We start from the raw sequence: 26,180 nt of genomic DNA on the forward strand, positions 1-26,180 counted from the left end.
AGTGAGTGCGCACGTTACGAGTGAACAGATTTGGACGACGGAATTTTCTTCATCATGGTATTCATCAGGCGCCATCGCTCTTCTTGATTTAACACGCCGAAATATCCCAAAAGCATAAATAGGACGCTTACAATCAGGGATTGAGACGCCAAAGAGATCCAAAATGAGTCCACAAGTGCCATGGCCTTTTTCAGGACAAGGGTAATGGCAGTTATGAAAAGCGAACAGAAAAAGGTCAACGAATACGCTTCCTTCAATACCCGCGCGATGGAAAGTTTAATAGTTATCCGATGAACGTAGACATTGAAGCTGATGGAGCAGATGGCTGAGGACGCAAGAAAGCCCCAGGCCACACCATCGAGCCCCACCAGAACACCACCAGCGTATGTGAGTGCAATTGCCGTCGCCCCCCTGATGAAAGCAAAGGCACTGGTCACCATGGGGTGGTCCAGTCCTTCGGTGACGAGTGACGGCATCATGGTGACACGATCGAAAAGAAAACCTACGGCAATAAGCGCAAGAACCCGGAAGGCCTGATCGGCAAATTCTGATCCCATCCAAATAAGAAGGATGTCGTGGGCAAAGGCCACGAAGACGACCGTGAGCATCATATTCAGGAAAAACATGAACCGGCTCATGCGGATATATATCACGTGAAGTTTCTCAATTTCCCGCTTGGCCCCCAATTCACTCGAGATTGGGAAAATCATCATGGACAGCCGCGATGACAGGGACATGATGCGGCTTACGAGTTGCTGAGGCACACTGAACAGGGTTACGGCAGCCGGCCCCAATATAGCGCCGACGACAATTAGATGAAAATGGTTTGAGGTGACGGTCCCTATCCGTCCGATGAATGTAATGACGCTGTATGATGCTATGTTGCGTATCAGGGCCTTTTCAAACGCCATGGTGAAACGAAAATAGGGCAGGCAGCGTTTGACGGAGGCCATGAGCGCTATTACGCACAGCAGGTTGCTGACGATTCGCAGGGCAACGATTTCAAGAAGGCCGTAACCGGCATACACCAGCACCACAGTCGCCAGTGTGGTAATGACCTGGAAAAGCACATCCGTTTGGTTGCTGATGTCGAACCGGTGGAGGGCTTTGGGCAGGGACAACATGTAGCTCTTCAGGATGTTGCTCAGGAACCCGCCCCCCGTCAGAAAAAGCACGATGCGTGCCGTTTCGGTATAATTCGCAGGTATCTTAAACATCCGCATCAACACCGGATCGACAGATAGCATGATCAGGGAGCAGCCCAGAATGCCGATCGCCAGATAGGCCAGGAAGCCGAAGGAAATTACCTGCTTAACCTTTTCGTCGTCCCCTTTTCCGTTGAACTCCGCGATATAGCGGATTCCCCCTTTGACCATGTTCATGTCCAGGATGGCAAAATACCCCATTACTGTCAGGCCAAGGGTATAAATCCCATACTGGTCATTTCCAAGCCGGTTTACAATAAACGGAATGGCCAGGAACTGAACTGCTATGGGTGTCAACCATGCGAAGAAAATAGAGGTACTGTTTTTCAGAACGTTGAATTGGTTTGACATAGATTTTGTGGACATTCTTAATATTTAATTTTCTGTATTTTTGGCACCACCAACACACCCTTTTTTCCGCCAATTTAAAAACCTCGCCATCGATGACCGTTCCTTCCGGAACAAACATGGTCTCAGGGCTGTTATTATCGTTGGGAGCGTTGGGTCCGTTGAACGTTGGGATCGTGGTTTTTGCGTTTCACGTTCTAAACGATCTAAACGTTTCACGCGCCTTGGGCTGAAAGCTGTAGACTGTAGGCTATGAGCTATCAGCTTACCACCAGACACATTCACCGCAAAATAATCAACCGCTGCTGATTCAAAAAATCAACAACCCGTTCGACACAGGCGTCCAGTACGTACTGGTCGGTTTCTACCACCAGATCCGGATTCGCAGGTTCTTCGAAAGGCGCCGAGATGCCGGTCATGTTCCTGATCTCGCCCTGCCGGGCACGGCGATAGAGCCCCTTGGGGTCGCGCTGCTCGCAGACTTCGAGCGAACATTTGACATAGCACTCGAAATAGGACCACCCGGCCATCAACTCCCGCACGAACCGCCGGCTCTCTTCATAGGGTGCAATGAATGCAGCAAACACAAGGATGCCGGCATCCACCATCAGCTTGGCCACTTCGGCGATGCGCCGCACATTTTCCCTGCAGCCCTCGGGGCTGAGATCCAGTTCGCTGTTCAGCCCGCTCCTCACATTGTCGCCGTCCAGCACATAGCTGCGGATGCCCTTTTGGTATAATTTGGCCTCGACCTGATGGGCCAGGGTCGACTTGCCGCTACCGGAAAGTCCGGAAAACCAGACCAACCCGCTCTTGTGGGCGTTCATTATGTGACGGTCCTGCTGGGTGATGATCGGGTCGAAGGGGACGATGTTCGGGGCAGCATCCATGGTGGCCCAACCTCTTTAGGTGTCTTGCGTGTGTTATGGGATTTGGGGTCGAATAAGGAATAAGCTCAAAGCCCGGAAGAGCATAGGGCGTGGAACTGTTAACAAAAAACCGTTAACGGTGAACGGGATAACAGACGGTTTTAGGTTTTAGATAATACCTCAAGGCTGTAGGCTATAGGCTATGGGCAATGGGCTGAAAGCTCAAAGCTCGGAACTCAAAAAGACTGTTTATCCTTCAACCATAAACCACAAACCAGAGACCAGAGACCAGAGACCAGAACTCATCTCTCAGCACTTTTTAAATACCATTCATACGCCTGCCGGATTCCCTCTTTCAGGCTGATTTTTGACCGCCAGCCCAGGTGGGCCAGCCGTGACACATCCAGCAGTTTCTGCGGGGTGCCGTCCGGTTTGGACGCATCGAACACGACCTCTCCCTTGAAACCGACCACCTCTTGAATAACCTCCGCCAGTTGGCGGATGGTACCGTCGACGCCCGAGCCCACGTTGACGAAGCAGGGCGTCGGGTAGTTCAGCAGTTCCCTGTCGGCAGTCTTGTCGTCCAGGTTCATGACGTGCACGCAGGCATCGGCCATGTCGTCCACATGCAGGAACTCCCGTTTGGGTGATCCGGTTCCCCAGACGACAACGGAGTGCTGAGGACTGAGTGCTGGGGACTGAGTGGCCTCGGTTCCCGAGGAGGACTGAGGACTGAGGACTGGGGACTGAGTGGCGCCCGTTCCGGGCGAGGGCTGAGGACTGAGGACTGAGGTTAAAGAATGCTTGATGTCATGGGGAATGGGGCCGAAGCAGGCCTCGTCTCTTTGGATCCCCTCAATGTCGCCATTTGCCGCCAGCCTGGTCAGGTGAAACTTGCGGATCAGGGCCGGCAGCACGTGGGAATTTTCGAGGTTGAAATTGTCGTTGGTGCCGTACAGGTTGGTGGGCATCACCGCCATGAAGCGCGTGCCGTACTGCCGGTTGTAGGATTCGCACATCTTGATGCCGGCGATCTTGGCGATGGCATAGGGCTCGTTGGTCGGCTCCAGCAGGCCGGTGAGCAGGTGCTCCTCTTTCATGGGCTGGGGGGCCAGCTTGGGGTAGATGCACGAACTGCCCAGAAACAGCAGCCGTTTTACCCCGTGGACATAGCTCTGGTGGATCACATGGTTCTGTATGGCCATGTTCTGATAGATAAACTCGGCCGGAAAAGTGTTGTTGGCATGGATGCCCCCCACCTTTGCCGCGGCCAGAAACACATACGCCGGTTTTTCCGCCTGGAAAAAATCGGCAACGGCCTCCTGATCCAACAGGTCCAGCTCGGACCGGGTGCGGGTGATGATCCGCGTGTACCCTGCCGATTCAAGCCTGCGCACCAGGGCCGATCCGACCAGGCCGGCGTGGCCGGCAATAAAAATGCGGGCGTTCTTTTGCATGCCAAAAGATCGCGTGCTGAGTGCTGAGGACTGAGGATCCTCGGTTCCCGAGGAGGACTGAGGGCTGGGTGCTGAGGACTGATTTATTTGATCGGAATTCGTCATTATCTGGCGTCGCGTTGTTTTTGGATGGAAGCCCTGAGGCCGCCGATGATTCTTGAGACCTCTGTGGCGAGATCCATAAGTTTTTTACATTCACTGTCAGATAGATAATCTACATCTTTGGCTATATACAGCTGAGAGCGAACTTCGGCACAGGATCCCTTGGCAATCACCAGAAAATGATGAAATTCGGCGCGGCTTCCGCGTTCAAAGCCTTCAGCAATATTGGACATTACTGAAACGCTGGCCCGTCTTATCTGGTCCCTGAGACCAAAATCTTTTGCAAAGGCGCCTTCCGCAGTGCACAAGTATATCTGTTTCGTCAACTCTCGCGCCTTTTGCCAGGCAATCAAATCTTCAAATTTTTCTACACGCCCCATAGCCACTTCCCTCAGTCCTCAGCACTCAGTCCTCAGTCCTTCAATCTCAGTCACTCCTGATGATGATTCACCCGAAACCCCGCCCGCTCCACGAGTTCGTCGCGTTTGGCCTCCTCCAGATCGAGCCGGACCATCTCCCTGACCAGTTCCTCGAAACTGATGTCGGGCGTCCACCCCAGCTTCTCTTTGGCCTTGGCCGGATCGCCGAGCAGGGTCTCCACTTCGGTGGGCCGGAAATAGGCGGGATCGACGGCCACGACGGTTTTCCCGTTGGCCGGGTTGATGCCCTTTTCATCGATGCCCTCGCCCTGCCAGTCAATGGCCAGGCCCAGTTCCCGGGCGGCCGCGTCGACGAAGTCCCGGACCGAGTGCTGTTCGCCGCTGGCGATCACGAAATCATCCGGCTGTTCCTGCTGCAGCATGAGCCACTGCATGCGGACGTAATCCCGGGCGTGGCCCCAGTCGCGAAGGGCGTCCAGGTTGCCCAGGTAGAGGCAGTCCTGCAGCCCCAGGTAGATGCGCGCCAGGGCACGGGTGATCTTTCGGGTGACGAAGGTTTCTCCGCGCAGGGGGGACTCGTGGTTGAACAGGATGCCGTTGCAGGCATAAATGCCATAGGCCTCGCGATAGTTCACCGTGATCCAGTAGGCGTACAATTTGGCGCAGGCATATGGCGACCGGGGGTAGAACGGGGTCTTCTCGTTCTGGGGGCTCTCCTGGACCAGACCGAACAACTCCGATGTCGAGGCCTGGTAGAACCGGGTTTTCTTCTCCAGCCCCAGCAGGCGGATGCCTTCGAGCAGGCGCATGGCGCCCAGGGCATCCACATCCGCCGTGTACTCGGGGGTTTCGAAAGAGACCTGCACGTGGCTCTGGGCGGCCAGGTTGTATACTTCGTCCGGCTGCACCTGCTGCAGCACCCGGATCAGGTTGCTGGCGTCGGTGAGATCCCCGTAATGCAGGATCATGTCCCGGTCCTGTTCGTGGGGGTCCTTATAGAGATGATCGATGCGGTCCGTGTTGAACGACGACGCCCTGCGTTTGATGCCATGGACTTCGTAGCCCTTGGCCAGCAGCAGTTCCGCGAGGTAGGCGCCGTCCTGTCCGGTGATGCCGGTGATGAGTGCTTTTTTCATGGGTGTCCGTTGGGTTCGAATAAAGAGGGGTCAAGTCTGCTTTTGGCTTTTAATTAAAAATATCTTTGTTGGATTCGAAGGCCCAGTTCAAAGCTGAAAGCGAGAAAAGCTGAAAGCGAGAAAAGCTGAAAGCATGGAAACCAGAAGGCCGTTTATCCTTCAACCAGAAACGGTGATCAGTGAACGGTGATCAGTGAACTGGGAACCGAGAACTCAGAACCCGGAACCCGAACGCAGTTCGGAAAACGATCCCCACCCTCGACCTAAAACCTAAAACTACTTAGCACTTAGCCCTCAAAACCAATACAACAAATAAAACCAACCAACAGCTTTTTCGCTCACCGCCTACTCTTCCATCAGCTTTATGGCCATCAATTGTCTATCTTCCAGTTTGAAAGCGACGGCGAGTTTTCTGATGGTCGAATCCCGCAGCCGGGCACCGGGCCGTTCGAATTTGGCCACGGCCGCCTGGGACATCCCCATGCGTTCGGCCAGTTCCTTTTGTGTCAGGCCAAGGTATTCGCGCCACGCTTTGATCAGCGACTCGTTATTGTTCACATGCGCCTCGACAACCTGTTGGGGAATACCAGACGCTCGCGCCTTTTCCAGCTTCAGGATATGTTTGATGTGGTTCCAGTCCTCCCAGGGAACCAGGACGAAGGCAGGATGACCGCGGTGTACGATGGTCTGGTATTTAAAGGATCGGTTCATCATGGAGGCTCAATTATATGCCGAGGGCAAGCACCTTGATGATATCGTTTGCTTCCTATAGCTCCGCCGCCTGGGTTACATACCAGCGTGGCGATTCGATTATCGAGTGGATGGGATTGACTGGATCGAAAATATAAAACTTCGCTGTTGGACCTTTCTAAAGCGGAGAAATCCGTAAGCGAAGTCACGGCGTTTTACTGTCTTTATGTTAGCGCCGGGTTATGGTCGGGTTAGGATTTCAATAACCCCAACAATGATTATCGATCCGATGTCAAACCTCAGGAAGAGCAACTATATGCCTCTGTTTTTAATAAGCAATCAGACATTTTTCACTCGATCTGAAGCTGCAGGCCGAAGCCGCGAAAAACAACCTAACCAAAAGGGATTACCGACTTTTTAGTTTTTGGATTTCAGATGAGAATAGATGGGCACGATTCAGGTGCCAGGCCTCACGGCGGCTAATGAAATTCTAACAAACACGCTTTAGTGTGAGTGAATTGATAAGGCTGTACGCGATTGAGGAATCGTTGATCCAGACAGGGCCGTTTTTCTGCTGATTCAGGGAATATGGCCGTTTGCGGCCTGAAAAAGCCTTTTACGATACTGTCATCCGGCGTCCGACCATCGATGGCCGGCTTATCCGACATCAGCGTTATGTCCACCCATTCATTCCCGGGATACCACCGCCATGCCACCTGAAACCGCAACCGCACCGCCCGTGTGCATTACGCAAAAGGACGGCCTTCGGCAGATCGGCCTGGCGGGGCACAACACCTTTCAGAACCGGATGCTCAAGTCGATCCTCGAGACGGGACTGGGCCGGGACTGCCGGGTTGACATGATGGACGCACGCCACCGGAAAGCGGGAAGCGGCGCACAGCCGCGGGATCTGGTCCTGTGGGACGGGTATGCACTGAACGCCAGGGAGGTCTGGGCCAGACTGCGGCTGGACGACCAGCCCGACCCCGCCCGCCAGGCGGTCGCCCTGTTCAATATCACGCCCGGCGCCGACATCGCCTTCGAGCGCCAGGCCATCGAAAGGGGCATCCGCGGCATTTTCTACCAGGATGAGTCCCTGGACCGCTTCCTGAAGGGGGTGAAAATGATTCTTCAGGACGAACTGTGGTTCTCCCGCAAAACCACCTCGACCATCCTCATGGAGTCCCATTTCCGCCGCCCCGGCATCGTGGCCGCCGAGGCCATGCTGACCGCCCGCGAAAAGGAGATACTGGGCGCCATCGCCTCCGGCGCCAGCAACAACGACATCGCGGTGGAATGCTTCATCAGCCCCCACACCGTCAAAGCCCACCTCTACAACATCTACAAAAAAATCGGCGTCGGCAACCGCCTGGAAGCCACCTTGTGGGTGGCCCGCTATCTGTAATCCCCCGGACATGACCTGAAAATCACTACGACGTTTCTTTTGATGTCGCTTCGCTCCGTCTTTTGAAAGAGATCGAATGAGCCGAAGGCGAAAACCATATTCTGAGTTCTGGATTCTGACGCCTGAATTCCTATACGACGATTACGGCAGAGCCAATTATCTCCGACCTGGCCCAGAGGACCTGGTTTTCTGGACCGAATAAATAGGCCTTTTTACGAATTCGCCAGATAGTGTCGATCCAGAAATGAGGAATTTTGGTCGAGATCAAGGCATGCGAAAAATTTAACCGCAGGCATATGGTTGATATTCCGAGGATTAAGTTTTTCGCATAACACAGATATCGGGCAAAATAACCATTTGTGGATGAACACCAACTAATACCTCCTGCCCTGCAGGCCTAATACCTTTCTAAGCTCCCGCCTGCCCGAAATTAAGAAATTTTTCATACCCCGGCCGGATATCATGTCCCGGCCGGGTGTGGTTGATTATCGCCAGTACCGGTAAGTGCTCCGGGGTACTCTTGAGGTCCTTTGCTGACTTGCCCTGTGCAGGCATCAGAAAGCCCGAGGAGGCTGCAGAAGCAGCATTCCCGGGCTTTTTTTCGTAACAGGGGACGATTTCGAACAGGAGCGTAACATGGAAGAACGCCGGCAAATGAGACGATTCACGCTGCGATTGCCTTGCCTGATCCACCACTGGAGCGACACCCGCGAAGAACTGCTGGTTCAAACGATGACCCGCAACGTCAGCACCGGCGGCGCATTGGTTGAAACCGACGGTCCGCTGCCGCCCGGCATTCGTGTTCAATGCAACCTGCTGGTCCAACGCAGCGGACGGCTCAGTGGCGTCGGCGGCGGCAGCTGCATCCGCCTGAGCGGCAGGGTCGTGCGTGCCGGGACCGACGAAATGGGCGTTACCTTCGGCGAGGACTACCGCATTGTGCGCACCTCACACCTGTGGGAACAGTACCGGGCCGTTTTGCGGTGGCTTGAACAATGGGAAGCCATGGCCACCGGGCAACCCGATCGGGCCGTTGCATAGCCCACCGACCATCATACAAAAAGGAGAAGAGACATGAAAAAGATCGTATTGCTGCTGACCATCGGACTGTTATGGTTCACCGGCCCGGCATGCGCGTGCCTGGTCAACCTGCACGACAACAGCGGCCCGGTCTTCGACGATGCCGACCTGGTCGACGTCTGGGACGGACTGGATTGGGACACTTACCTCAGGGGCATCGATCAGGACATTTTCCAGCCCCAGGCAGCGGTCTTCAGCATCTGGGGCCGGTACGGATTTGCCAACGCCCTGACGGTTGAAGGCGACCGGATGCAGGGCCGGCACGGGAGAGGCCTTCACGACGCCTTCTCCTTCCGCCCCACGGCCATCTACGGCAATGGGCCCTTTGACCCTTTTTATTTTCTCTTTAACGAATGTGTTGCGGACCTGGACCACTTCTGGATGTTCACCATGGACACGCTCACCCTGGGTGATCTGGATCTTGATGTCCTGGTGGCCATCCTGATGCGGCCCACGGAGACCAATCCGGTGCCGACCCCCATTCCCGGCGCGGCCCTGCTGCTGGCCAGCGGCCTGGTGGCGGTGATGGGGACACGGAGGAAGCTGAAAGCTGAAAGATAGAAAGTACACAGTTCCCGGTTCACGGCTGACAGCTCCACCGCCCTCCGGTCTTCGCACTTTGAACTGTGATCCGGGAACTGTGTACCGTGAACCGAGGACTCCGAACGGAGTTCGTTGAACTTTGAACCCCGAACGCAGTTCGAAGACCACAGACCCCAAACCGGAAACCCTGAACAGGGTTCGTTGCCCCCGAACACATTCCTGACAAGCCCCTAACACAATCCTCATATATTTCTGTTTTCCTAACCGATCCACATCGATGCCGGACAATCGGTGTATCCGCTCTATTGCCTTGTCGTTATAGCAGCAACGGGGTTGACCGCAGGAAGGTGCTTCGAAACATGGCTCATGGATTTGTTCGGGAAATGATGCAGGCGGACAGCGCAAATTTTCGCCTGCAGCTGGGGGCATGCCTGCTCGGCGGACTTCTCCTGGGCGTATCCTATCTTTCCGCGTGGGTGTTGGATCAGGTTGAACTGGCCGCGCTGGTATCGCTGTCTGCGGCTATTTTGCTGGGCGCCCCTCTGGTTTACAACGCCCTGAAGGATTTGTGGCGTGACCGGCTTGAAATGAACGAACTGGCCGCGCTCAGCTTCGTCGTGTCCCTGGGAAGCACCCAGTATCAGACCGCCGCACTGATCGCCTTCTTCCTGGTGGGCGCCCAGTTGATCGAATACCGGTCGCAGTTGGGCGCCCGCAAGAACCTCGAGGCCCTGCTTCGACTGGCTCCTCAGCGGGCATGGGTCCAACGGGAAAACGCTTTTGAAGAGATCGATGCCGCCGAGCTCTCCGCCGGTGATGTGGTCCGGGTCCGGGCAGGGGACCAGATACCGGGGGACGGTACCGTCATGGAGGGGTACAGCACCGTCGATCAGGCCACGATCACCGGAGAGTCCCTGCCCGTTGAAAAACAGGCCGGCGACCGGGTTTTCGGCGGGACGCTCAACCAGACCGGATTGCTCACCATCCGCATCACCGTGGAAACGGGCGACACGACCCTGGCCAGAATCCAGACCCTGATCGCCCAGGCCGAAGCAAACCGCACCCCGGTGTCACGGCTGATCGACCGATACGTCTCCTGGTATACGCCCATTGTGCTGATGTGTGCGGCCATCGTGCTCTTTTTCACCCGCGACCTCAATCGCGCCGTCGCCATGCTGATCGTGGCCTGCCCCTGCACGATCATTCTCTCCACGCCGACCGCCTTCGTGGCCGCGTTGAGCGCTTCCGCCCGGCTGGGCGTCATCATCAAGAACCTTCACTTTCTGGAGGTCGCCAACCGCATCGACACCCTGATCTTCGACAAGACCGGCACCCTCACCACGGGCCGGCTCACGGTGGCATCCATCAGCGTCAACGGCAGGGTCAGCGAAGATGAACTGGTGGCCCTGACCGCCAGCCTCGAACAATACTCGACCCATCCGGTCGCCAAAGCGGTCATGGCCGAAGCCCGCCTGAGAAATATCGAGCCATCGGCAGCAGTCGATGTGGGGGAAACCCCCGGCTTCGGCATTCAAGGAAAACTCAACGGCAGCAGCATGGCCATCGGACGCAGACGCTGGATCGAAAAGCGGTGTCCGATGGGAATTATGGAATCTGCGGATGGAGACGGAACCACCAGCCTGCATGTCGCCCAGGACAACCAGTGGATCGGAACCCTTCACCTGGCCGATACGGTGCGGCCGGATGCCAAAGCCGTCATCGAGGACCTGCGATCCCAGTCGGTAGGTCAGGTGGTCATGCTGACCGGGGACCGGCGGTCCGCCGCCGATAGGATCGCCGCACACCTGTCTTGCGAGGTTGAATCCGAGGTCATGCCCAGCCATAAAATGGCCCGAGTGGAAGCGGCACGCCGGGAGGGCCGCGTTGTGGGCGTGGTGGGAGACGGGGTCAACGATGCGCCGGCCCTGGCCGCCGGGGATGTCTCCATTGCCATGGGCGCCGCGGGCAGCGATGTGGCCATTCATTCCGCCGGAATCATCCTGATGAACGACCAGCTGGACCGCATTCCGTTTGTACTGGAACTCTCCCATCGCGTCGTCGCCACCATCCGCCAGAATCTCATTTTCAGCACCCTTTTCATTCTGGCGCTGTTCGGGTTGAGTGCGGCGGGGTCCATCCCTCCGGTGCTGGCGGCGGTCCTGCACACATCCAGTTCCCTGTTTGTCGTTTTCAACTCCGCCCGCCTGCTGCGCGTGGGAGAGGACCTTTCATGAACGAAGGACGGAAACTGCTCGGCCGCGGCGCCGTCCACAGCCTGACGGGATTGCTCACCTGTACGGCCCTGGCCGGCCTGCTCGCCTGGATTACGCGGCTGCATGCCGGCACCATCGCCTGGCATGTACTCTGGCCGTGCCTTGCCGGAACGATTGTCTGGGGCCACCTGCTGGCCTCCTATCTGCTGCTGGCCCGGGATTCCCGCCACGCAGAAATCCCCGACGGGCATGAACCGGCCGATTCACAATCGACCGAATCCGGCAAACGCCGCATCCGCGGCGTGCATCGTTTCTATTACCGATTTATCGTACCCGTCATGGAGTTGGGAGCGGCCCTTCTGCTCGCCCAGAGTTTCCGTTCAGGCCTGGCTGTGCCGCCGTCTGCAACGGCAGCCGCGTCCACGAGCAGCCTGCTGCTCGTGGCGGCCTATTCCATCACGGCCCTGCTCCTGATCGTGCTTTCCGTGTATGTGACCGGCCTGATGGCGGCCAGAACCTGGCACCTGCTGAAAAGCGGGCGCAACATCACCAACCTTGTTGCCGGCCTGTTTGTCGGCCTGCTGGCAGGGGCCTGCGGCGATCATTTCGGATTCAGTAAAATAGCGACAATCGTCGGTTGGGGGTTCGTTGTTGTCAACACCCTGCTGGCCGCGGAAATCCTCCTCTCCATGGGCCTGCGCCTGTTCTCGCCGCGCAGGCCCAACGCCCTGCCGCGTCCCGCCTTCGATTTTTATCTCCTCGAAGGACTCTCCCAGCCGGACCGGATCGGCCATACCTTTGCCGCCATGCTGGAAGGCGTCTTCGGCTTCGACATCACGCGGACATCCTTTGGCAGGGTCGTTCAATCACTGATCCTGCCCACGGTTTGGGTCACGGCCGGTTCGATTGCAGGCCTCTCCTGCATCGTGATCGTCCCGCCCCACGAGCAGGCCGTCGTTTTGAACCTGGGCCGCCTCGTCCCGCAGCCGCTCCAGCCCGGCCTGCATCTCAAGCTCCCCTGGCCCCTGGCGTCCGTCCGTCGATACGACGTCGGCGCCGTCCGCAGCATTCACGTGGGCTCCCACAAACCGGGCCGCACGGGGGGCGGCGTCTACCGGAAAGGGGTTCCCATTTTATGGACCAACATGCACGGCATCGACATCGACGAACTGCTGATCTGCTCTTCTCCCCTGGACAGGAACCGCACCGCCGTGGATGGGCAGCTGCGCAAAGCGGACATCCGCAAAGTGCCGTCCGTATCGCTGGCCGCCGCCGATGTTCACATCCAGTATGCGATCGACAATCTGATCGCCTATGTGAACACCTCCGCCGCACCGGAATCGCTGCTGCGAAAAATGGCGGAAACCCGGGCGACACGGCTGATCTACCGCTACGACATCGATGCCCTGTTTACCGAGGCACGCCTCGACCTGGTCGACGATATCCGGCATGCACTGCAGGATGCCTGCGACAAACGCGAGTTAGGCATCAAGATCGTTCATGTCGCCATCACCGCCGCACACCCGCCGGTGGAGGTGGCCGACGATTTCGAGGCCACCGTCGTGGCCATGCAGGAAAAGGAGACCCGCATCCAGCAGGCACGCCAAACCGCCATTCGGACTCGGGTGGAGGCCACCGGTTCGGTCAAAACGTTCTACCGGCTGGCATCCCTGGCCGACCAGGTCGATTTCCAGAAGGAGGCGGCGGCAGTGACGGATTACGATGCGTTGCTGCATGATGCCGGAGGCGCGGTGTCTCAGCGCCTCGCGGAAGCCAAGTCCTATCGTTTTACCCGGGAAAACCGGGAACGGGGGACCACCGAGCGGTTTGTCCAGCAGCTGCGCGCCTATGAAGCCTCGCCCCGAAATTACCGCTACGATACCTATTTTTCGACCCTCGAGAAAGGCCTGGCGAAAAACAGGAAAGTCGTTCTCCTCGGCGGCACCGACAATACCATTGTTCGCATGGGCATCGGCGAGCAGGGGATGGGCATGAACCTGATGCCGGATGAAATCGGGATGAGATAATGCTGACCCACCGAATCATGAAATTTACCATTGGGATCGTTCTGTCATCGTTCTTCCTCGGCATGCTGTTCACCTACCAGGTAAACTTCGATGAGGTTGTGCTGGTGACCACCTTCGGCCGGGCCACCGAGCAGTCGGTGATCAACCGGAACGGCGACCAGGCCGGTCTTCACCTGAAATGGCCCTGGCCGATCCAGACGGTCTATCGCATGGACCGCCGTTACTTCGTGATCGAGGATCGCCTGGAACAGCAGGAAACCAGGGACCGTCAGGTCGTGATCGCCAAGGCCTTTGCCGTGTGGCGCATCGACGACCCCCTGCGGTTTCACCGCATGTTCCGCTCCAACCTGGAGGCCGAGGACTTCCTGAAGGAACGCCTGCGGGCCACCAAAGCCGAAATCAGCCGGTTTTCCTTCGACGACCTGACCAACGCCGATCCGCAGAAACTCCGGCTCGATGACGTCCAGCAAGCCCTGTTTGCGCGTATGCGATCGGATCTTGACGGACACGCCTGCGGCATCGAGGTGGTGGACATGGACATCAGCCGCATTCTTCTGCCCGAGCGGATCACGCGTTCCGTCTTCTCGCGCATGAAACAGACGCGCCAGCGGTTCGCCCAGAACGCCCGATCCGAGGGCAAGGCCATCGCCCAGGGCATCACCGCCGAAACCAACAGCGATAAGCAGCGGATACTCGCTTTCGCGGACCGGGTCGCCCAGAACATCCGCGCCCAGGGGGACGCGGCGGCGGCGCAGTATTATGCCGAGTATAACAAGGATCCGGAGTTCGCCCTGTTCCTGCGAAAGCTGGAGGCACTGGAAAAAAGCCTCGAAACCAACACCACGTTTGTTCTGGACACCGATTCGGAGCCCTTCGAACTGCTAAAAAAATAACGGAAAGCGACTCGCCCCTGTGTACGATTCACAACCCTCAAAAAAACCGGCCACTTCTTATCTGGACCACGTGATGGCATCCGGAGGCACCGAGGCCGTGAGCAGCGTCGATTCCCTGTCGCGCGCGCTCAACGTTGGATTTCGCGTTCTGAGAATCCTCATGGCTGGGCTGGCGGCCGTGTTTTGCTTCAGCAACATCTATTGGGTTCCGGAGGGATCGGTTGCCGTCCAAACCCGCTTGGGCAAAATTGTCGGGGAAAAGGAGACCGCCTTACGTCCCCCCGGCGGCCCCTACCTGGCCTTTCCCTATCCTTTGGATCAAATCGTCCGCATGCCGACCGGCATCCAGAAAATCGCCGTCCATAATGCATTCTGGTCGGAAACGGACGAAATCCAACCTGCCGTCGACGACCGGCCCGAGACCGAGTCCCTCCGTCCCGGCGTCCACGGGTCGCTGCTGACGGCGGATAAAAACATTGTCCAGGGAACCTGGATCGTCCATTATAAACTGGACACCGGCGGCGATACCCGGTCCGCGGCGACGGACTTCGTTCGCCATGTGGGCTCCATGGAGCGGGCCGCCCGAATCGTTCGCCGATCGGCTCAGTCGGCCATCGTGAAGGTGGTCGCACAAACCGATGTCGCGAATTTCGTTGCCGGCCACATCGACAATCAGGCCATCCGGAATCTGATCGCGACCCGGCTGGACCGGCTTCATGCGGGGTTGACCGTTACCGGGGTGACGGCCAGCCGGTACGCCGTGCCCAGGATGTTGATGGCCGATTTTCAGGCGGTCAATCAGGCCGAAAGCCATAAGGCCCTGTCCATCGAAAAGGCCTCCCGCCAGCGGGTATCCATCCTCAACGAGCTTGCCGGAAGCGGCTGGCAGGAGTTGCTGGAGGCGATCGAGACCCATGAACGGTCGCTGGAAAAAGGCGATCGGCCCGCCGAGGAAGCCGCCTTCGGCACGGCGCGGGACATTCTGCTTGCCGGCGATGTAGGCGGCGCCGTCGGCCAGATGCTGGATGAGGCCAAAAGTGAAAAGACCGCCACCATTCAGCGGGCCCGTGCCGCGACGGCCCGGTTTAACGAATTGCTGCCATCGTTTAAAAAGAATCCTGACGTGCTTCCAACCCAACTGATTCAGGACACGGTACGAAAAATATGGTCGGCCATCAGCGTCGACGCACTCTACGTACCGCCGGGTCAGAAACTGGTTCTGGATCTGGGTCGATCGGAGCCGATCGATCAATGAATCAAGACTGACACACTCGTAAACAGCTTTTTCAGAGCGCCCATGGCCAACACACCCGAAAGAAAGTTGGGGCGGCGTGGGAGCGGCTTCCAGCCGCGATAATGGTGAACCGAATCGCGGCTGGAAGCCGCTCCCACGAAAAAACGACCTCTGTTAGAGGCGACCTCCTTAGAAGTCGCAGAGGTGTCATGCCGGAATTGATACGCCTGTCCCGAACCTGATTCGGGGGCATCCAGAGCATATTTAAATACTTATAGATTCCCGCCTTCGCGGGAACGACAGGTCTGATGATTTTTTGCAAGACTGTCAAAAGTGGAGGAACCGTGAAGATCAAGAAAACTATCGTTGTCGTCATCGTCGCATCGCTGCTGATTGCCTGCGGATCGGAAAAAGAGCCCGAGCACCCCAAAAGCTGCCTGGAGAGCATGCCGGAAACGATTTCGGGATTGAAAGTATCGGGAGCGCGCACCGAAAAAAATGTGATCAACAACCTGTGGCCGATCATTTGCCGGGCGCAAGAGTTGTACGCCCGGCGAATGAAGGAGAATCCCGAACTGGGCAAAGGAACCGTGGCGCTGAAAATGGCCGTGGAGTTCAACGGCGAAATCGGCGCCTATTCGATCGTGCGCAACACCACCGGTGACCCTGAGCTTGAAAAAATGATTTTGAAACTGTTTCAATTCATGGATTTCGCTCCTTTCGGCGCGCACAACTCAGAATCGGAAATTGTTCTGCCGATTCATTTCAAGCCCTGAGAATTGAAAGGCCAGCAATGAATGTAATTGTCTATAATTAAGCCGGGACCTCATTCCGGCCTAAGCCCTCCCGGAGAGCCGTATTGGTGAGCCTTGAATACGGCTACTGTTCATCGTTATCTCCTTTAACCTTGGGGAAGCGGCCTCGGAACCCTTATCAATCTTACTTCACGGCCGGTTTTCCAATTTCAACGCGATTCACATGTCCTTTAGAAATTCAAGAATGTGCCGGTCCGGCGCTGCTGCAACATCCTTGCAACCCGAACTGATTTCCCCTGGCCGCAGGGCGGCGCCTGTGTGCCAGGCCGGGCAAAGCAAAGAACATGGGGAGATGCCGTAACGGCACCTCCCCATGTTTTTTGTGCTCTATCGTTTTTGCACGCTACAAAAAGATCGTTTAGATCTGGCGGAGTTTTTTCAGAATTCTGGCCGCCTTCTTGGAGATGTAGACCGTTTCGGCGACATTTGCATCGCCGGAGGCGTACACCGTCAAACCGGGCAGACTGATATTTCTGCCTCCAACGACCATGTAGTCGGCGCCCAGCGGAAAGACAGCTTTACCCACCGTGAGCACATCGTTTGCCACGTCGATCACGAAATTATCGGTGAGATTTTTAATGTCCACGTAAAGATTGTAGGTGATTTCATCCAGATCCACTTTCATGGCGTCGGCCATGATATAGGCCAGTTCGGTGTTGTCCAGAGTACCGTCAATATCGAGGCCGTAGGCCCAGACCGGCACGGTGCCGGCATCATGGCCGTGGCTGGTCCAGCCGATGGCGGTGTAGTGCTTGCTGATCACCCGGGCAAGGGCGTAGCTTTTGCCCACGCTGGGTTCCAGGTCGATGATCTCCTGGGCCACCGCATCTGAGCAGTCGATGGACCAATATGTACTCAGTGCGTCCTGGATCCCCGTGATATCCCAGCTGGCAACATTACTCACCAGGGCATTGGCGGAACAGGTCATCTTTTTCAGAGGATCAAGAAGTTCATTTTCCCCCAGGTCCGTGTAGCTCAAACCATAGTTTCCGACGGTCATACCACCGGTGTTATGGTCCGGGAAGGCCAGGACGATGGTGTTGCCGTTGCGTTCGGCGAAATCCACTGCCGCCTTGACAGCGTCATCGAAGGCCAGGAAATCGTTGAGCATGTATGCGGGGTCGTTGTTGTGGCCGGCCCAGTCCACCTGGGAGCCTTCCACCATCAGGAAGAAGCCGTCACGGTCCTGGGAGAGCAGTTCGATGGCCTTCGCGGTCATTTCCGCCAGGCTCGGCTGGGTGGGATGGAGGGTTTCACGGTCCATTTCCGGATCCAGATGGCTGTCATCGAAAAGCCCCCAGACTTTCCCGGAGGTCAGTGCGGCCATGTCCTCCTTGTTGTCCACGAAGGCATATCCCCGATCCAGAAGGACCTGCATAAGGTTCTGGCCGTCGGTACGTTTCGCCCCCCAGGTTTCGCCGAAAGTGGTGGTGTAGGGTTCGGAGATCAGGTGACGGGCGCCACCGCCGAACACCACGTCAACGTTGTTGTAGACCATGTGCTCGGTGATATCGTTGTCCCAGCCGCGGTCCTCGATGTGACAGGCAAAGGCGGCCGGCGTGGCATGGCTGACACGACTCGTTACCGCAATACCGGTGGCCTTGCCGGCCAGTTTGGCGGCTTCCAGGACAGAAGCGACCGGTGCGTAGGCATCTGCCGTGGGGGAAACGCTGGGCAGGAGGTCGTCCGTACGGGGACCGACGCCCAGAAAACGGACGGTGGTCTTGTGGCCGGTGGCGAAAGCTGTGGCGGCCGCCGCCGAACCGGTAATGATAGAGTTGGCCATGTGGATTTTGGCGCTGCCACCCTGCATGCTGTCCACCTGCAGATCACCTTCTTCCAGGACAACGTTTTTGTACCAACGGGCCAGGGTCTGGACAGACTCGTCACAGCCGTCCGGAATCAGGACGATGACGTTTTTAGCGCGCTTCTGATGGCCATACCGGTTGCCATATTTGTCAGCCAGCGCAGGGTTGATGGAAAAGGCGCCGATCATCGCGGCGACTGAAGCTCCTACCAAAATTTTTCTGGCGAAACGCATTGAAACTCCTCCTTGCTTTTAAATTAGGAATAACTGCACAACCAAGAAAAAACCGAGAAATCCTCTGTTCACCTCCTTCTCTTTTGATCTTATGGTTAGCATTGCGTTGAAATGTCCAGTTGAGCCCGGTTTCATCCTGCGGCTATCTGGCGACAGCTGCCGGCGCGGGACCCCAAGCGGTTGAGACACAAAGCCCGGACGACGCGCACGTCTTCGCATCATCCGGGCTTCTCGGTACCTTATTGAAAGGGCGACAAAGTACCCGCGAATTCGATCGGCAAGTGAATTAAACGGCCTCTCACTGAAGCTGAAAGCAGACCTATGATTGATTTGTTATGTTTTTATTAGGCGTGGCAAAGGGACAGGAATACGTCCGTCGGCATGGCAGAACACCATTTTTCTGAATTGCACTGTATTGGGAGATGGTTACATTGATCATGGTGGTTTTTGGTGCTTCACAGGGGCCCCACACTAGTAAAATTCTAACAATGTATCAGTATTCATGAACATTCATCCAACCCGTTTAACCCGTCAACAAAGAGGCCCCCTTTGCCCAGCAAAATGAAAATACTCTTTATCTGTCAGCACAACAGCGGCCGAAGCCAGATGGCCGAAGCCTATCTCAAAAAAGTATTCGGCAACGACTTCGACGTGGAAAGCGCCGGACTGGAGCCGGCCGACGCCGTCAATCCCCTGGTTGTCCAGGTGATGGCCGAAGTCGGCGTCGACCTGTCGGCAAAAAAGCCCCAGAGCGTGTTCGAACTGTTCAAGGCAGGCAGGCTTTACGATCACGTGGTTACAGTATGCCGCGACTCCGAAGAAAAATGCCCGCTGTTTCCCGGGGTGACCAGACGATGGCGCTGGCCGTTCCCGGACCCGGCCAAAGTGGAAGGCGCCGATGATGAAAAACTCGCCGAGGTCCGCCGCATCGGGGACATGATCAGTGGCTGGCTGAAGAACCCGCCGGATGGCGCCATCGATTACCATGCGCTGATTGACGGATAAGGCCCCCTGCCGGGCATGTGCAGGTCGGGTTTGTCAGGCCGGTGTTGATTCACCATCACCAAAATAGTAGTCCTGGCAAGCCTGACAGATAGCGGAGATGCGGTATTCAAGCGCAGAGAAAGAGGTGCGGAAAAATTTGGCGGGCTTCCCGCAGATCTTGCATGTGCCGTTCGCTTTGGCGACAGGGCCTCTTAACACCACCTCTTTTTCGGACAAGGCTCCAATTAACTCCTGAATTCTACTCATCATCAAATCTCCCGGAACCATCAACCGCTGTTCAAACAACGGCCAACTGTTTAAACCACCGGCAGCCGACAGGAAAGAGAAGCAGTTCTGCCGGCCGTGGCATTGCCGCTGGTGATTAGACATCACCGGCAACGCTGCTCTGCGGAAGAAGGGTTGTTGTATATGATCTACCCACGGGCGAACCGATGAATCGGCGAGGGTATCGGTGTATTCGGGGAATCATGATTCTGGATTGATTAGAAAAGGGACAGGGCTTGACTAGATTACGGATCACAGGCAGCCGGGGTCAGTCATCATTATTCGGCCTTGTGACCGGCCGCCATGTGCAGGAGGCGCTTCACGCTCTGTGCAGCCAGAAAATCAAACCCTTTCAAAAACACAATGGCTCCAGCCAGTATGACCAATCCGGTTACCGGGTAGTGAATATCAATACCTGTCATGTGCCTGCTCCGAATTATTGATTGATGTATCTCGACTTTTTCCAGAGGATTCTGCCATAAAAATGTTAGTCAACGATTAGCAGCGCCCGCCGGGAAGGCTCCCGTCGCGGCACACGCTGACTTCAGGTAACATGCCGGTTTTTTTGTTGATATTTCTATTTTCAATCCATTCTACGCGCTAAAGGACCGGCCCCTAACACAATTCTAACATTCGAACGGTAAACAGCTGGGGTCGATGCGCTCCGCCATGGTTTACGGGTGGGGGCATCCCACCCCCCTTGTAATGGGGGCAAACCATCTCAATTGACGGAGCCATCATGATATCCGAAAATTGCAGTATTGAGGAGTTCGTGGAGACCGTAAAGGACAAGGCCCCCTGGGAAGTGATCGCTCTTGCAGTCGAGGAGGCCACCCAGGCCGACCGCATGATCCATCGGACCGGCCTGCGTTCGGAGCTGGTGTTTTTCTGCGGGCGACGCTATTCCAGTCACCTGAAACGATTGATCGCTCTTTTGCGGTACACGGTAAAGCCCAGGCGTTTGAACGATGAGGTATATCATTTATATGCGGCGCATTGGGGCAACGCGTGAACCGATCGACGCGCTACTGTCCATGATCCTGATCATGTGTTTCATCGTCAGCGTGTAAAAACCGTTTCAATCATGAAACGGTACCCGGGTATCTGTTTTTCCAGATGGTTAACGGTCTCCATGACTCTTTTCACGGTGTCCGTATGCGCCTGCTGGACCTTGCCACCTGCACGTGCCGGGGAAGCATACCATTACCGGGAGACCACCGGCAAAGCCGTCACCAATGGCCGTGGCGACTCACCCGGGGGCAGCCTGCTCACCCTCGCCTGCACCTCTTTGAACGAGCAGCATACGACAACGACCAGGCACGATTACGATACCGTCCGCTGGCGGGTTTCTGCCGGCAAGGGTCGAACGGCGTTCCTGGCCGAACGCGACAAGAATACGATCGTTATTCACGGCATGCTCAGCGGCCAGCCGGTCGACAAAGTTCTCAAGGTTGACAACGCGACATGGTACCGGGCCGCCTCGCTTTCCCTGAGGGAACTGGTTGCTTCCGACGATTCCGAACGGGTATTCTGGACTATACGGTACGACACCCTGACGGCGCACAAAATCAGGACGATAAAAACCTGAATTCTTCCCGCCAGTCCGAAAAGCGCGCGAGTACTCACATATTCCTTGACCCGAACGCTTAAAAGCTGATAATTATTATCGATTCCTGCCTTTTTCTTTTTCGATGGTTTTACAGATGGTTTTTCCAGGCAAAGGTTGAAGGATACCGGGTTCAACCGGCCAGCCGTCGTCGGCAGGTTTGTTTGGTCCGTCGATTCAGCTGCCAGGAAAATATGACAATTCCGGAGGAACTGAAAATGAATTGCCTGATGGATCACATCGTTTTGAATATGGAAGAGGACGAGCGGATGATTGGATTTTATTCGAAGGTGTTGATGCTTGCCACCGAGCGTCTGGAAGAATACCGGGCGGGAAAGGTACCCTTCCCCTCGGTACGGATGAATGCCGATACCATTATCGACCTGTTTCCGAAAAACATGTGGCGGAAGACGTCGACAGGCGGGAGCGGCCGCCGCAATCTGAATCATTTCTGCCTGTCCCTGAGTAAAAAAGACTGGGAGGATCTGACGGCGCGCCTCGATGCCAACCAGGTAAAAATAGAGGACGGCCCTGTGCCACGCTGGGGGGCACACGGCACCGGAATGTCCATTTATTTTCGGGACCCCGAAGCGAACCTCATTGAAGCACGGTTTTATGAGGAACCCCATAGTTCGGAAAACTGTCTGCTCGGATCATAGATAGTACTCATCGCTAAATGACCCATTTGCCGATTTCCGGAAAAAAGAATGGACAGCTTTCCGAAACTCGACATTTCCATGGCAGATGGAATGGCTGTCACCGTCGCTGGCAGGGGGACCGTCATCCCTTAAGGAGAAAAAATTGGATATTGAAATAGCCGCCGATTCAGATTCAGGCGATGTCCTGCGCATACAGACCGAAGCGTTTGGGCACGACAAGGAAGCAAACCTGGTAAACCGGTTGCTGAATGATGACACTGCCAGGCCGCTATTGTCGCTGCTCGCTGTTGATCGGAAAGAAGCAGTCGGACATATTCTTTTCACCCGGGTTCGAATAACCGGGAACGAAGACGCTGTGTCGGCCATGATTCTCGCGCCGCTTGCCGTCCTGCCAAAGGCCCAGGGTACGGGTGTGGGCGGGAAACTCATCGAGGAAGGGTTATACCGACTCGCTGAATCCAAAGTCGATCTTGTTTTTGTGTTGGGCCATCCGGGGTACTACCCGCGTTTTGGTTTCCAGCCGGCAGGCATCCGGGGGTTCGAAGCGCCGTACCCGATTCCGGAAAAAGATGCCGCCGCATGGATGGTTCAGGAGCTGAGACCCGGCGTTATCGGAAATGTCTACGGGAAAATTATATGTGCAGACCCCCTGGATGAACCGGAGCACTGGCGGGAATGACAACCCGTCTCGCCGCGCTTTCCGGGCATCAGGCGTGCATGGAAAAAAATCAATGCGGTCTGCCCATCCATCCCTTAATTTTCCAGGCGGCCTCAAAGGGCAGGATCCCTTTGGCCGTCGTCTTTTTCCCCGGCGTCCGGATCATGTCCCGACCGGATCGGTTCCGGAGGGCGATCCGTCGCTGCCCGCCCGTCGGGCATAGCATCAGGCGCCGGGCTTCCGGAGGAAATGGAGGGTAAAATGAAGCATGGTCCCCTTCCCGCGCCGGACAACAATGGCATCATCGACGCCCTTCCCCGGAACCTGACCGAAGCAACCCTTCAGGATGCCTGCCTGCGCAGCGGGCTGCATTACGACCGACGCGACACCAACGGCGGGGTGCTCTATTTTCAAGCCCGCAAAGGGACATGAACGCCGCCATCACCATCATTGTGCTCGGGGGCCTGATCGGCGTTTTTTATTTCATTGCGTGCCGTGCCCGCACCTTCAGGCGATGCCTGGCGCAAAACGGTTTTGAACCTGGCGACCATTGCCCCGAACATGTGGAAGCCCTGTGCGGCGGCCTTTTCGACGGCCGGGTGCGTCCCGGCGTCCATTACCGGGCCCGTGCGGATTCCCGATGGGGTGATGATGCCTGGGTCGTGGACGTCGATGCCGGAGGCGGCGACGATCCGTCCCAGCAGGTGCTGATTTCCGGCGCGATATCGTCACCCCTGCCGGCGTTCGTCCTGGGCCTGACGGAAGGCATCACCCGGTTCGACCGCTTGAACCGGCTGGCCGGATCATTCAAAAAGACGGGGCTCCGGCTGCTGCCCGAATCCCTGCAGCCCTTTCTTCAGCAGCACCGTGGCATTGCCGTCTATTCCCGGCAGGCGCTGGACGCAGCCACAGTGGTTCCGCCAGCGGTGGTCGACGGCCTGCGCAGCGGCGGTTATGGGGGCGCCGCATTTTTTAACCGGCGTGTCGTGGTCTGGACCTTCGCCCAGGCCAGACCGGAAAAGCTTTTCCGGATCGCGGAAGCATTAAGCACCCGGATCGCCATGTGGCGACGCTCCGGAAAAGAGAAGTAACCCCCATTCATAAAGGGCCGGTTCACCCGGCGTCCGGACGGACACGGCCCCTTTTTTCAACTTTGGGATGGACCCCCGCAACAACCTGTTAATGACTAACCCAAGGAGGCTGAGAACGATGAAAAAAATCATGTTGATGGTCGTGATCCTGTCCGCAGTGTGCCTTGCCGCCATTTCAGCATCGGCCGGCGGTGCTTCGCCGGGGCTCTGGGATGTCTACCGGAATGTTTTCGTGGACGCCAAATACATCGACCTGACCCATGCCTTCGAGCCGGTTCAGCCGGTGTGGCCGGGATTCGGCCAGGCCACCTTCAAGCCGGCCACGGCGGGCAACCGGATCGAGGGCTACATCGATGTCGGCCAGCAGTTCGAGTATGAAAAGCACGGTTTCGTGGCCACAGCTTACGAGCTGACCACCGATCAGTACGGAACCCAGCTCGACCCGCCGGCCCACTGGGAGAAAATGGGGGCGACCATCAGCGATATCCCCGCCACCTACGCCGTCCGTCCCCTGGTGGTGATCGATATCCATGAAAAGGTCGCCAGGGACAGCGGTTATCACCTCCAGGTGGGGGACATAAACAATTGGGAGCGCGAACACGGACGCATTCCGGCGGGATCGGTGGTCATGGTCCGCTCGGACTGGTACCAAGGCTGGTCGAACCGGGAACGGTTCAACCAGAAGCCCTTTCCCGGTGTCGGCCTGGAAGCCCTCAAGTTTCTCCACCTGCAGCGCAACATCCTTTTTCACGGCCACGAACCGCTGGACACTGACACCACGCCCACCCTCGAAGGTGAGTACTGGCTGCTGCACAATCATTTCGCCCAGGCCGAAGGGGTCGCGAACCTCGACAAGGTCCCCGAGGCCGGCGCGCTGATCGCCATCGGGTTCGCCAAGCCCTTGGGCGGCACCGGCGGTTACGCCCGCTACATCGCCATCGCACCCGGGGACTGGCCCCATGGCGTTTCGATCAGGCAGGTGCCCGGCGCTCCCCTGCCCGTCCAGCCGCATCCGCTGAAGCGCGATGAAAACGGGGTCATGCGTCCCACGCCGTAGAGCACCTGTTTGTAAAAGAGGACCCGGCTTTGGGTTCCCCCTGAAAGGGGGTATGGCTGCAATCGCAAGAAACCATAGGCGTCAGAAGACAGGATTCAGGAGCCAGAAGGATTTTGATGTCGCTTCGCTCCGTCTTTTGGAAAAGATCGAATGAGCCGAAGGCGAAAACCTTATTCTGAATTCTGAATTCTGACGCCTGAATTCCTACACGACGATTACGGCGGAGCCAATTATCTCTGACCTGGCCCAGAGGACCAGGTTTTCTGGACCGAATAAAAATAACATGAAAAAATACCTTTTCCTGGCTGTGATTGCATTGCTGTTATACGGATACCTTCAAGATCGGGGCATCGGCCTGCCCGGCTTTTCATCACCGGCCCGGGATGGTGACAGCGCTCTCCAACAGGCCTATGACAACCGGCAGAGCGACCTTCAGGTACAAGGAGAGGGCGTTGTCGTCAAGGTATTGCCCGATGATCTGAAGGGGGCACGGCATCAGCGGTTCATTTTACGTCTGGGCAGCGGCCAGACGATACTGATCGCCCACAATATCGATCTGGCCCCCCGAATCCCCCGTTTGAACGAAGGCGATACCGTGGCTTTTTATGGTGAATACGAATGGAATGCCAAGGGCGGCGTGATTCACTGGACGCATCACGATCCGGGTGGCCGCCATGCCGGGGGCTGGCTGAGGCATGACGGCACCACCTACGAGTAAGGGCCGGGCCCCATGCCATCCCGTGCCACCGGCCCCGTCGGGTCTTCGGCGGTCCGTGGTTCAGGCGTCCAGGAAGGCCATGCGCCCCTCACACATGGGACTTGAGCAGCGCAATGCCTTCCTCGCGGGCATGCAGGATCGTCTTCATTTCGACCCCCGCCAGTTCGGTCCGTTTCAGGATATGCTCCTTGAGGGCCTGGCGGTATTTCAGGTACTCGTCCCTGGCGGAGATGTTGGGGATGACAGGTTCGACGTACAAAAAATTGGTGACGGACCTGTTTTTGCCGTTGGCGTTGCCGTCGGTCAGGTCCACCCGGTACTGGCCGTAGCCCAGGAAGCAGTGGATCATGGGCACATAGGGCAGGCCGTAGCGGGCAAGGATGGCATCGGTGCCCGTGACCATCGCCTCGGTCATGGCATAGATGCCGATGTTCTTTTCAACGGGCAGGTTCAACTCGCCCGCCAGGGTGGCGATGACGGCATGCTTGGTGGTGCAGGAGCCCATTTTCTCTTCGAAGAGAACGAAGAGATCGTCCCGGTCCGAGTTGTAGCCGTAGGGCAGGTCGTGAACATACCGGCAGGCATGATGAAACGTATCGACGCCGAGGGCTGAAAACTGCTCCGAAACCCCGTCGGAAGACACGATGGCCGCATCGGGAAACACGTTGTAATTGTCCATGCCCC

The 26,180-nt window shown here is 56.9% G+C and carries 27 protein-coding genes; 17 read left to right on the top strand and 10 right to left on the bottom strand.

Going from position 1 to position 26,180, the window contains the following annotated elements:
• Positions 1–14: 14 nt before the first annotated feature.
• The 6 genes from DSCA_RS11490 to DSCA_RS11515 all read right to left on the bottom strand — a co-directional run bounded on the left by DSCA_RS11490 (position 15) and on the right by DSCA_RS11515 (position 6,211).
• Entirely contained in the window at positions 15–1,571 is a 1,557-nt protein-coding gene (locus DSCA_RS11490) for an oligosaccharide flippase family protein (RefSeq protein ID WP_155316570.1), read from the bottom strand.
• Positions 1,572–1,834: 263 nt separating this feature from the next.
• On the bottom strand, positions 1,835–2,443 hold the full coding sequence (gene cysC, locus DSCA_RS11495) for an adenylyl-sulfate kinase (RefSeq protein ID WP_155316571.1): 609 nt from the start codon (positions 2,441–2,443) through the stop codon (positions 1,835–1,837).
• 281 nt (positions 2,444–2,724) lie between these two features.
• Positions 2,725–3,879, bottom strand: coding sequence for a GDP-L-fucose synthase family protein (locus DSCA_RS11500; protein ID WP_155316572.1), 1,155 nt, complete (start codon positions 3,877–3,879; stop codon positions 2,725–2,727).
• 104 nt (positions 3,880–3,983) lie between these two features.
• Entirely contained in the window at positions 3,984–4,361 is a 378-nt protein-coding gene (locus DSCA_RS11505; protein WP_155316573.1) for a four helix bundle protein, read from the bottom strand.
• Positions 4,362–4,411: 50 nt separating this feature from the next.
• Positions 4,412–5,497 (bottom strand): GDP-mannose 4,6-dehydratase, encoded by a 1,086-nt coding sequence (gene gmd / locus DSCA_RS11510; protein ID WP_155316574.1) that lies wholly within the window; start codon positions 5,495–5,497, stop codon positions 4,412–4,414.
• Positions 5,498–5,842: 345 nt separating this feature from the next.
• On the bottom strand, positions 5,843–6,211 hold the full coding sequence (locus DSCA_RS11515) for a helix-turn-helix domain-containing protein (RefSeq protein ID WP_155316575.1): 369 nt from the start codon (positions 6,209–6,211) through the stop codon (positions 5,843–5,845).
• A gap of 685 nt (positions 6,212–6,896) precedes the next feature.
• On the opposite strand from DSCA_RS11515, the gene DSCA_RS11520 reads away from it, so the two are divergent.
• The 8 genes from DSCA_RS11520 (at position 6,897) to DSCA_RS11555 (ending at position 16,358) form a co-directional block, all read left to right on the top strand.
• On the top strand, positions 6,897–7,592 hold the full coding sequence (locus DSCA_RS11520) for a LuxR C-terminal-related transcriptional regulator (protein ID WP_155316576.1): 696 nt from the start codon (positions 6,897–6,899) through the stop codon (positions 7,590–7,592).
• Positions 7,593–8,228: 636 nt separating this feature from the next.
• Positions 8,229–8,633, top strand: coding sequence for a PilZ domain-containing protein (locus tag DSCA_RS11525; RefSeq protein ID WP_155316577.1), 405 nt, complete (start codon positions 8,229–8,231; stop codon positions 8,631–8,633).
• 33 nt (positions 8,634–8,666) lie between these two features.
• Entirely contained in the window at positions 8,667–9,233 is a 567-nt protein-coding gene (locus DSCA_RS11530) for a hypothetical protein (RefSeq protein ID WP_155316578.1), read from the top strand.
• Positions 9,234–9,574: 341 nt separating this feature from the next.
• The gene (locus DSCA_RS11535; protein WP_155316579.1) at positions 9,575–11,449 is read left to right on the top strand and encodes a heavy metal translocating P-type ATPase; all 1,875 of its coding nucleotides are present in this window, start codon (positions 9,575–9,577) and stop codon (positions 11,447–11,449) included.
• Positions 11,446–13,455, top strand: a complete 2,010-nt coding sequence (locus DSCA_RS11540; protein WP_155316580.1) for an SPFH domain-containing protein — start codon at positions 11,446–11,448, stop codon at positions 13,453–13,455. The genes DSCA_RS11535 and DSCA_RS11540 overlap by 4 nt, the downstream gene beginning before the upstream one ends.
• Positions 13,455–14,348, top strand: a complete 894-nt coding sequence (locus DSCA_RS11545; RefSeq protein ID WP_155316581.1) for an SPFH domain-containing protein — start codon at positions 13,455–13,457, stop codon at positions 14,346–14,348. The genes DSCA_RS11540 and DSCA_RS11545 overlap by 1 nt, the downstream gene beginning before the upstream one ends.
• A gap of 97 nt (positions 14,349–14,445) precedes the next feature.
• Entirely contained in the window at positions 14,446–15,603 is a 1,158-nt protein-coding gene (locus tag DSCA_RS11550; RefSeq protein ID WP_167527729.1) for an SPFH domain-containing protein, read from the top strand.
• A 323-nt stretch (positions 15,604–15,926) separates the two neighbouring features.
• Positions 15,927–16,358 carry a hypothetical protein gene (locus DSCA_RS11555; RefSeq protein ID WP_155316583.1) on the top strand — a complete coding sequence of 144 codons (432 nt, stop codon included), beginning with the start codon at positions 15,927–15,929 and terminating at the stop codon, positions 16,356–16,358.
• A 397-nt stretch (positions 16,359–16,755) separates the two neighbouring features.
• On the opposite strand, the gene DSCA_RS11560 is transcribed toward DSCA_RS11555, so the two are convergent.
• The gene (locus DSCA_RS11560; RefSeq protein WP_155316584.1) at positions 16,756–18,438 is read right to left on the bottom strand and encodes an alkaline phosphatase; all 1,683 of its coding nucleotides are present in this window, start codon (positions 18,436–18,438) and stop codon (positions 16,756–16,758) included.
• A gap of 549 nt (positions 18,439–18,987) precedes the next feature.
• On the opposite strand from DSCA_RS11560, the gene DSCA_RS11565 reads away from it, so the two are divergent.
• Positions 18,988–19,443, top strand: coding sequence for an arsenate reductase ArsC (locus tag DSCA_RS11565; protein ID WP_231716453.1), 456 nt, complete (start codon positions 18,988–18,990; stop codon positions 19,441–19,443).
• Positions 19,444–19,476: 33 nt separating this feature from the next.
• On the opposite strand, the gene DSCA_RS11570 is transcribed toward DSCA_RS11565, so the two are convergent.
• Positions 19,477–19,812, bottom strand: a complete 336-nt coding sequence (locus tag DSCA_RS11570; RefSeq protein ID WP_155316585.1) for a hypothetical protein — start codon at positions 19,810–19,812, stop codon at positions 19,477–19,479.
• Positions 19,813–19,985: 173 nt separating this feature from the next.
• The gene (locus DSCA_RS11575; protein ID WP_155316586.1) at positions 19,986–20,129 is read right to left on the bottom strand and encodes a hypothetical protein; all 144 of its coding nucleotides are present in this window, start codon (positions 20,127–20,129) and stop codon (positions 19,986–19,988) included.
• 317 nt (positions 20,130–20,446) lie between these two features.
• Between DSCA_RS11575 and DSCA_RS11580 the strand changes: the two genes are divergently transcribed.
• The 8 genes from DSCA_RS11580 (at position 20,447) to DSCA_RS11615 (ending at position 25,496) form a co-directional block, all read left to right on the top strand.
• A complete protein-coding gene (locus DSCA_RS11580) occupies positions 20,447–20,719 on the top strand; it encodes a hypothetical protein (protein WP_155316587.1) in 273 nt (90 codons plus the stop codon).
• A 120-nt stretch (positions 20,720–20,839) separates the two neighbouring features.
• Positions 20,840–21,295: a hypothetical protein gene (locus tag DSCA_RS11585; protein ID WP_155316588.1), complete on the top strand. Its 456-nt coding sequence runs from the start codon at positions 20,840–20,842 to the stop codon at positions 21,293–21,295.
• A 212-nt stretch (positions 21,296–21,507) separates the two neighbouring features.
• Positions 21,508–21,972, top strand: coding sequence for a VOC family protein (locus DSCA_RS11590; RefSeq protein ID WP_155316589.1), 465 nt, complete (start codon positions 21,508–21,510; stop codon positions 21,970–21,972).
• A gap of 142 nt (positions 21,973–22,114) precedes the next feature.
• Positions 22,115–22,651 carry a GNAT family N-acetyltransferase gene (locus DSCA_RS11595; protein ID WP_231716454.1) on the top strand — a complete coding sequence of 179 codons (537 nt, stop codon included), beginning with the start codon at positions 22,115–22,117 and terminating at the stop codon, positions 22,649–22,651.
• Positions 22,652–22,891: 240 nt separating this feature from the next.
• Positions 22,892–23,062, top strand: coding sequence for a hypothetical protein (locus tag DSCA_RS11600; RefSeq protein WP_155316591.1), 171 nt, complete (start codon positions 22,892–22,894; stop codon positions 23,060–23,062).
• A complete protein-coding gene (locus DSCA_RS11605) occupies positions 23,059–23,721 on the top strand; it encodes a hypothetical protein (RefSeq protein ID WP_155316592.1) in 663 nt (220 codons plus the stop codon). The genes DSCA_RS11600 and DSCA_RS11605 overlap by 4 nt, the downstream gene beginning before the upstream one ends.
• Positions 23,722–23,839: 118 nt before the next feature.
• Entirely contained in the window at positions 23,840–24,778 is a 939-nt protein-coding gene (locus DSCA_RS11610; protein WP_197904776.1) for a cyclase family protein, read from the top strand.
• Between the two features lie 283 nt (positions 24,779–25,061).
• A complete protein-coding gene (locus DSCA_RS11615) occupies positions 25,062–25,496 on the top strand; it encodes a DUF3465 domain-containing protein (protein ID WP_155316593.1) in 435 nt (144 codons plus the stop codon).
• A gap of 88 nt (positions 25,497–25,584) precedes the next feature.
• Here DSCA_RS11615 and DSCA_RS11620 read toward each other — a convergent pair whose 3' ends face one another.
• Positions 25,585–26,175 (bottom strand): hypothetical protein, encoded by a 591-nt coding sequence (locus DSCA_RS11620; protein WP_155316594.1) that lies wholly within the window; start codon positions 26,173–26,175, stop codon positions 25,585–25,587.
• Positions 26,176–26,180: the final 5 nt, after the last annotated feature.

The organism is Desulfosarcina alkanivorans, assembly GCF_009688945.1.
In the GTDB taxonomy this organism is placed as follows: Bacteria; Desulfobacterota; Desulfobacteria; order Desulfobacterales; family Desulfosarcinaceae; genus Desulfosarcina; species Desulfosarcina alkanivorans.

What these genes read in the sequence shown, in the direction of transcription:
- DSCA_RS11490 (WP_155316570.1), bottom strand. Translation starts at nt 1,571, where the DNA reads ATGTCCACAAAATCTATGTCAAACCAATTCAACGTTCTGAAAAACAGT.
- cysC (WP_155316571.1), bottom strand. Translation starts at nt 2,443, where the DNA reads ATGGATGCTGCCCCGAACATCGTCCCCTTCGACCCGATCATCACCCAG.
- DSCA_RS11500 (WP_155316572.1), bottom strand. Translation starts at nt 3,879, where the DNA reads ATGCAAAAGAACGCCCGCATTTTTATTGCCGGCCACGCCGGCCTGGTC.
- DSCA_RS11505 (WP_155316573.1), bottom strand. Translation starts at nt 4,361, where the DNA reads ATGGGGCGTGTAGAAAAATTTGAAGATTTGATTGCCTGGCAAAAGGCG.
- gmd (WP_155316574.1), bottom strand. Translation starts at nt 5,497, where the DNA reads ATGAAAAAAGCACTCATCACCGGCATCACCGGACAGGACGGCGCCTAC.
- DSCA_RS11515 (WP_155316575.1), bottom strand. Translation starts at nt 6,211, where the DNA reads ATGATGAACCGATCCTTTAAATACCAGACCATCGTACACCGCGGTCAT.
- DSCA_RS11520 (WP_155316576.1), top strand. Translation starts at nt 6,897, where the DNA reads ATGCCACCTGAAACCGCAACCGCACCGCCCGTGTGCATTACGCAAAAG.
- DSCA_RS11525 (WP_155316577.1), top strand. Translation starts at nt 8,229, where the DNA reads ATGGAAGAACGCCGGCAAATGAGACGATTCACGCTGCGATTGCCTTGC.
- DSCA_RS11530 (WP_155316578.1), top strand. Translation starts at nt 8,667, where the DNA reads ATGAAAAAGATCGTATTGCTGCTGACCATCGGACTGTTATGGTTCACC.
- DSCA_RS11535 (WP_155316579.1), top strand. Translation starts at nt 9,575, where the DNA reads ATGGCTCATGGATTTGTTCGGGAAATGATGCAGGCGGACAGCGCAAAT.
- DSCA_RS11540 (WP_155316580.1), top strand. Translation starts at nt 11,446, where the DNA reads ATGAACGAAGGACGGAAACTGCTCGGCCGCGGCGCCGTCCACAGCCTG.
- DSCA_RS11545 (WP_155316581.1), top strand. Translation starts at nt 13,455, where the DNA reads ATGCTGACCCACCGAATCATGAAATTTACCATTGGGATCGTTCTGTCA.
- DSCA_RS11560 (WP_155316584.1), bottom strand. Translation starts at nt 18,438, where the DNA reads ATGCGTTTCGCCAGAAAAATTTTGGTAGGAGCTTCAGTCGCCGCGATG.
- DSCA_RS11570 (WP_155316585.1), bottom strand. Translation starts at nt 19,812, where the DNA reads ATGTCTAATCACCAGCGGCAATGCCACGGCCGGCAGAACTGCTTCTCT.
- DSCA_RS11575 (WP_155316586.1), bottom strand. Translation starts at nt 20,129, where the DNA reads ATGACAGGTATTGATATTCACTACCCGGTAACCGGATTGGTCATACTG.
- DSCA_RS11580 (WP_155316587.1), top strand. Translation starts at nt 20,447, where the DNA reads ATGATATCCGAAAATTGCAGTATTGAGGAGTTCGTGGAGACCGTAAAG.
- DSCA_RS11585 (WP_155316588.1), top strand. Translation starts at nt 20,840, where the DNA reads ATGACTCTTTTCACGGTGTCCGTATGCGCCTGCTGGACCTTGCCACCT.
- DSCA_RS11590 (WP_155316589.1), top strand. Translation starts at nt 21,508, where the DNA reads ATGACAATTCCGGAGGAACTGAAAATGAATTGCCTGATGGATCACATC.
- DSCA_RS11600 (WP_155316591.1), top strand. Translation starts at nt 22,892, where the DNA reads ATGAAGCATGGTCCCCTTCCCGCGCCGGACAACAATGGCATCATCGAC.
- DSCA_RS11605 (WP_155316592.1), top strand. Translation starts at nt 23,059, where the DNA reads ATGAACGCCGCCATCACCATCATTGTGCTCGGGGGCCTGATCGGCGTT.
- DSCA_RS11610 (WP_197904776.1), top strand. Translation starts at nt 23,840, where the DNA reads ATGAAAAAAATCATGTTGATGGTCGTGATCCTGTCCGCAGTGTGCCTT.
- DSCA_RS11615 (WP_155316593.1), top strand. Translation starts at nt 25,062, where the DNA reads ATGAAAAAATACCTTTTCCTGGCTGTGATTGCATTGCTGTTATACGGA.
- DSCA_RS11620 (WP_155316594.1), bottom strand. Translation starts at nt 26,175, where the DNA reads ATGGACAATTACAACGTGTTTCCCGATGCGGCCATCGTGTCTTCCGAC.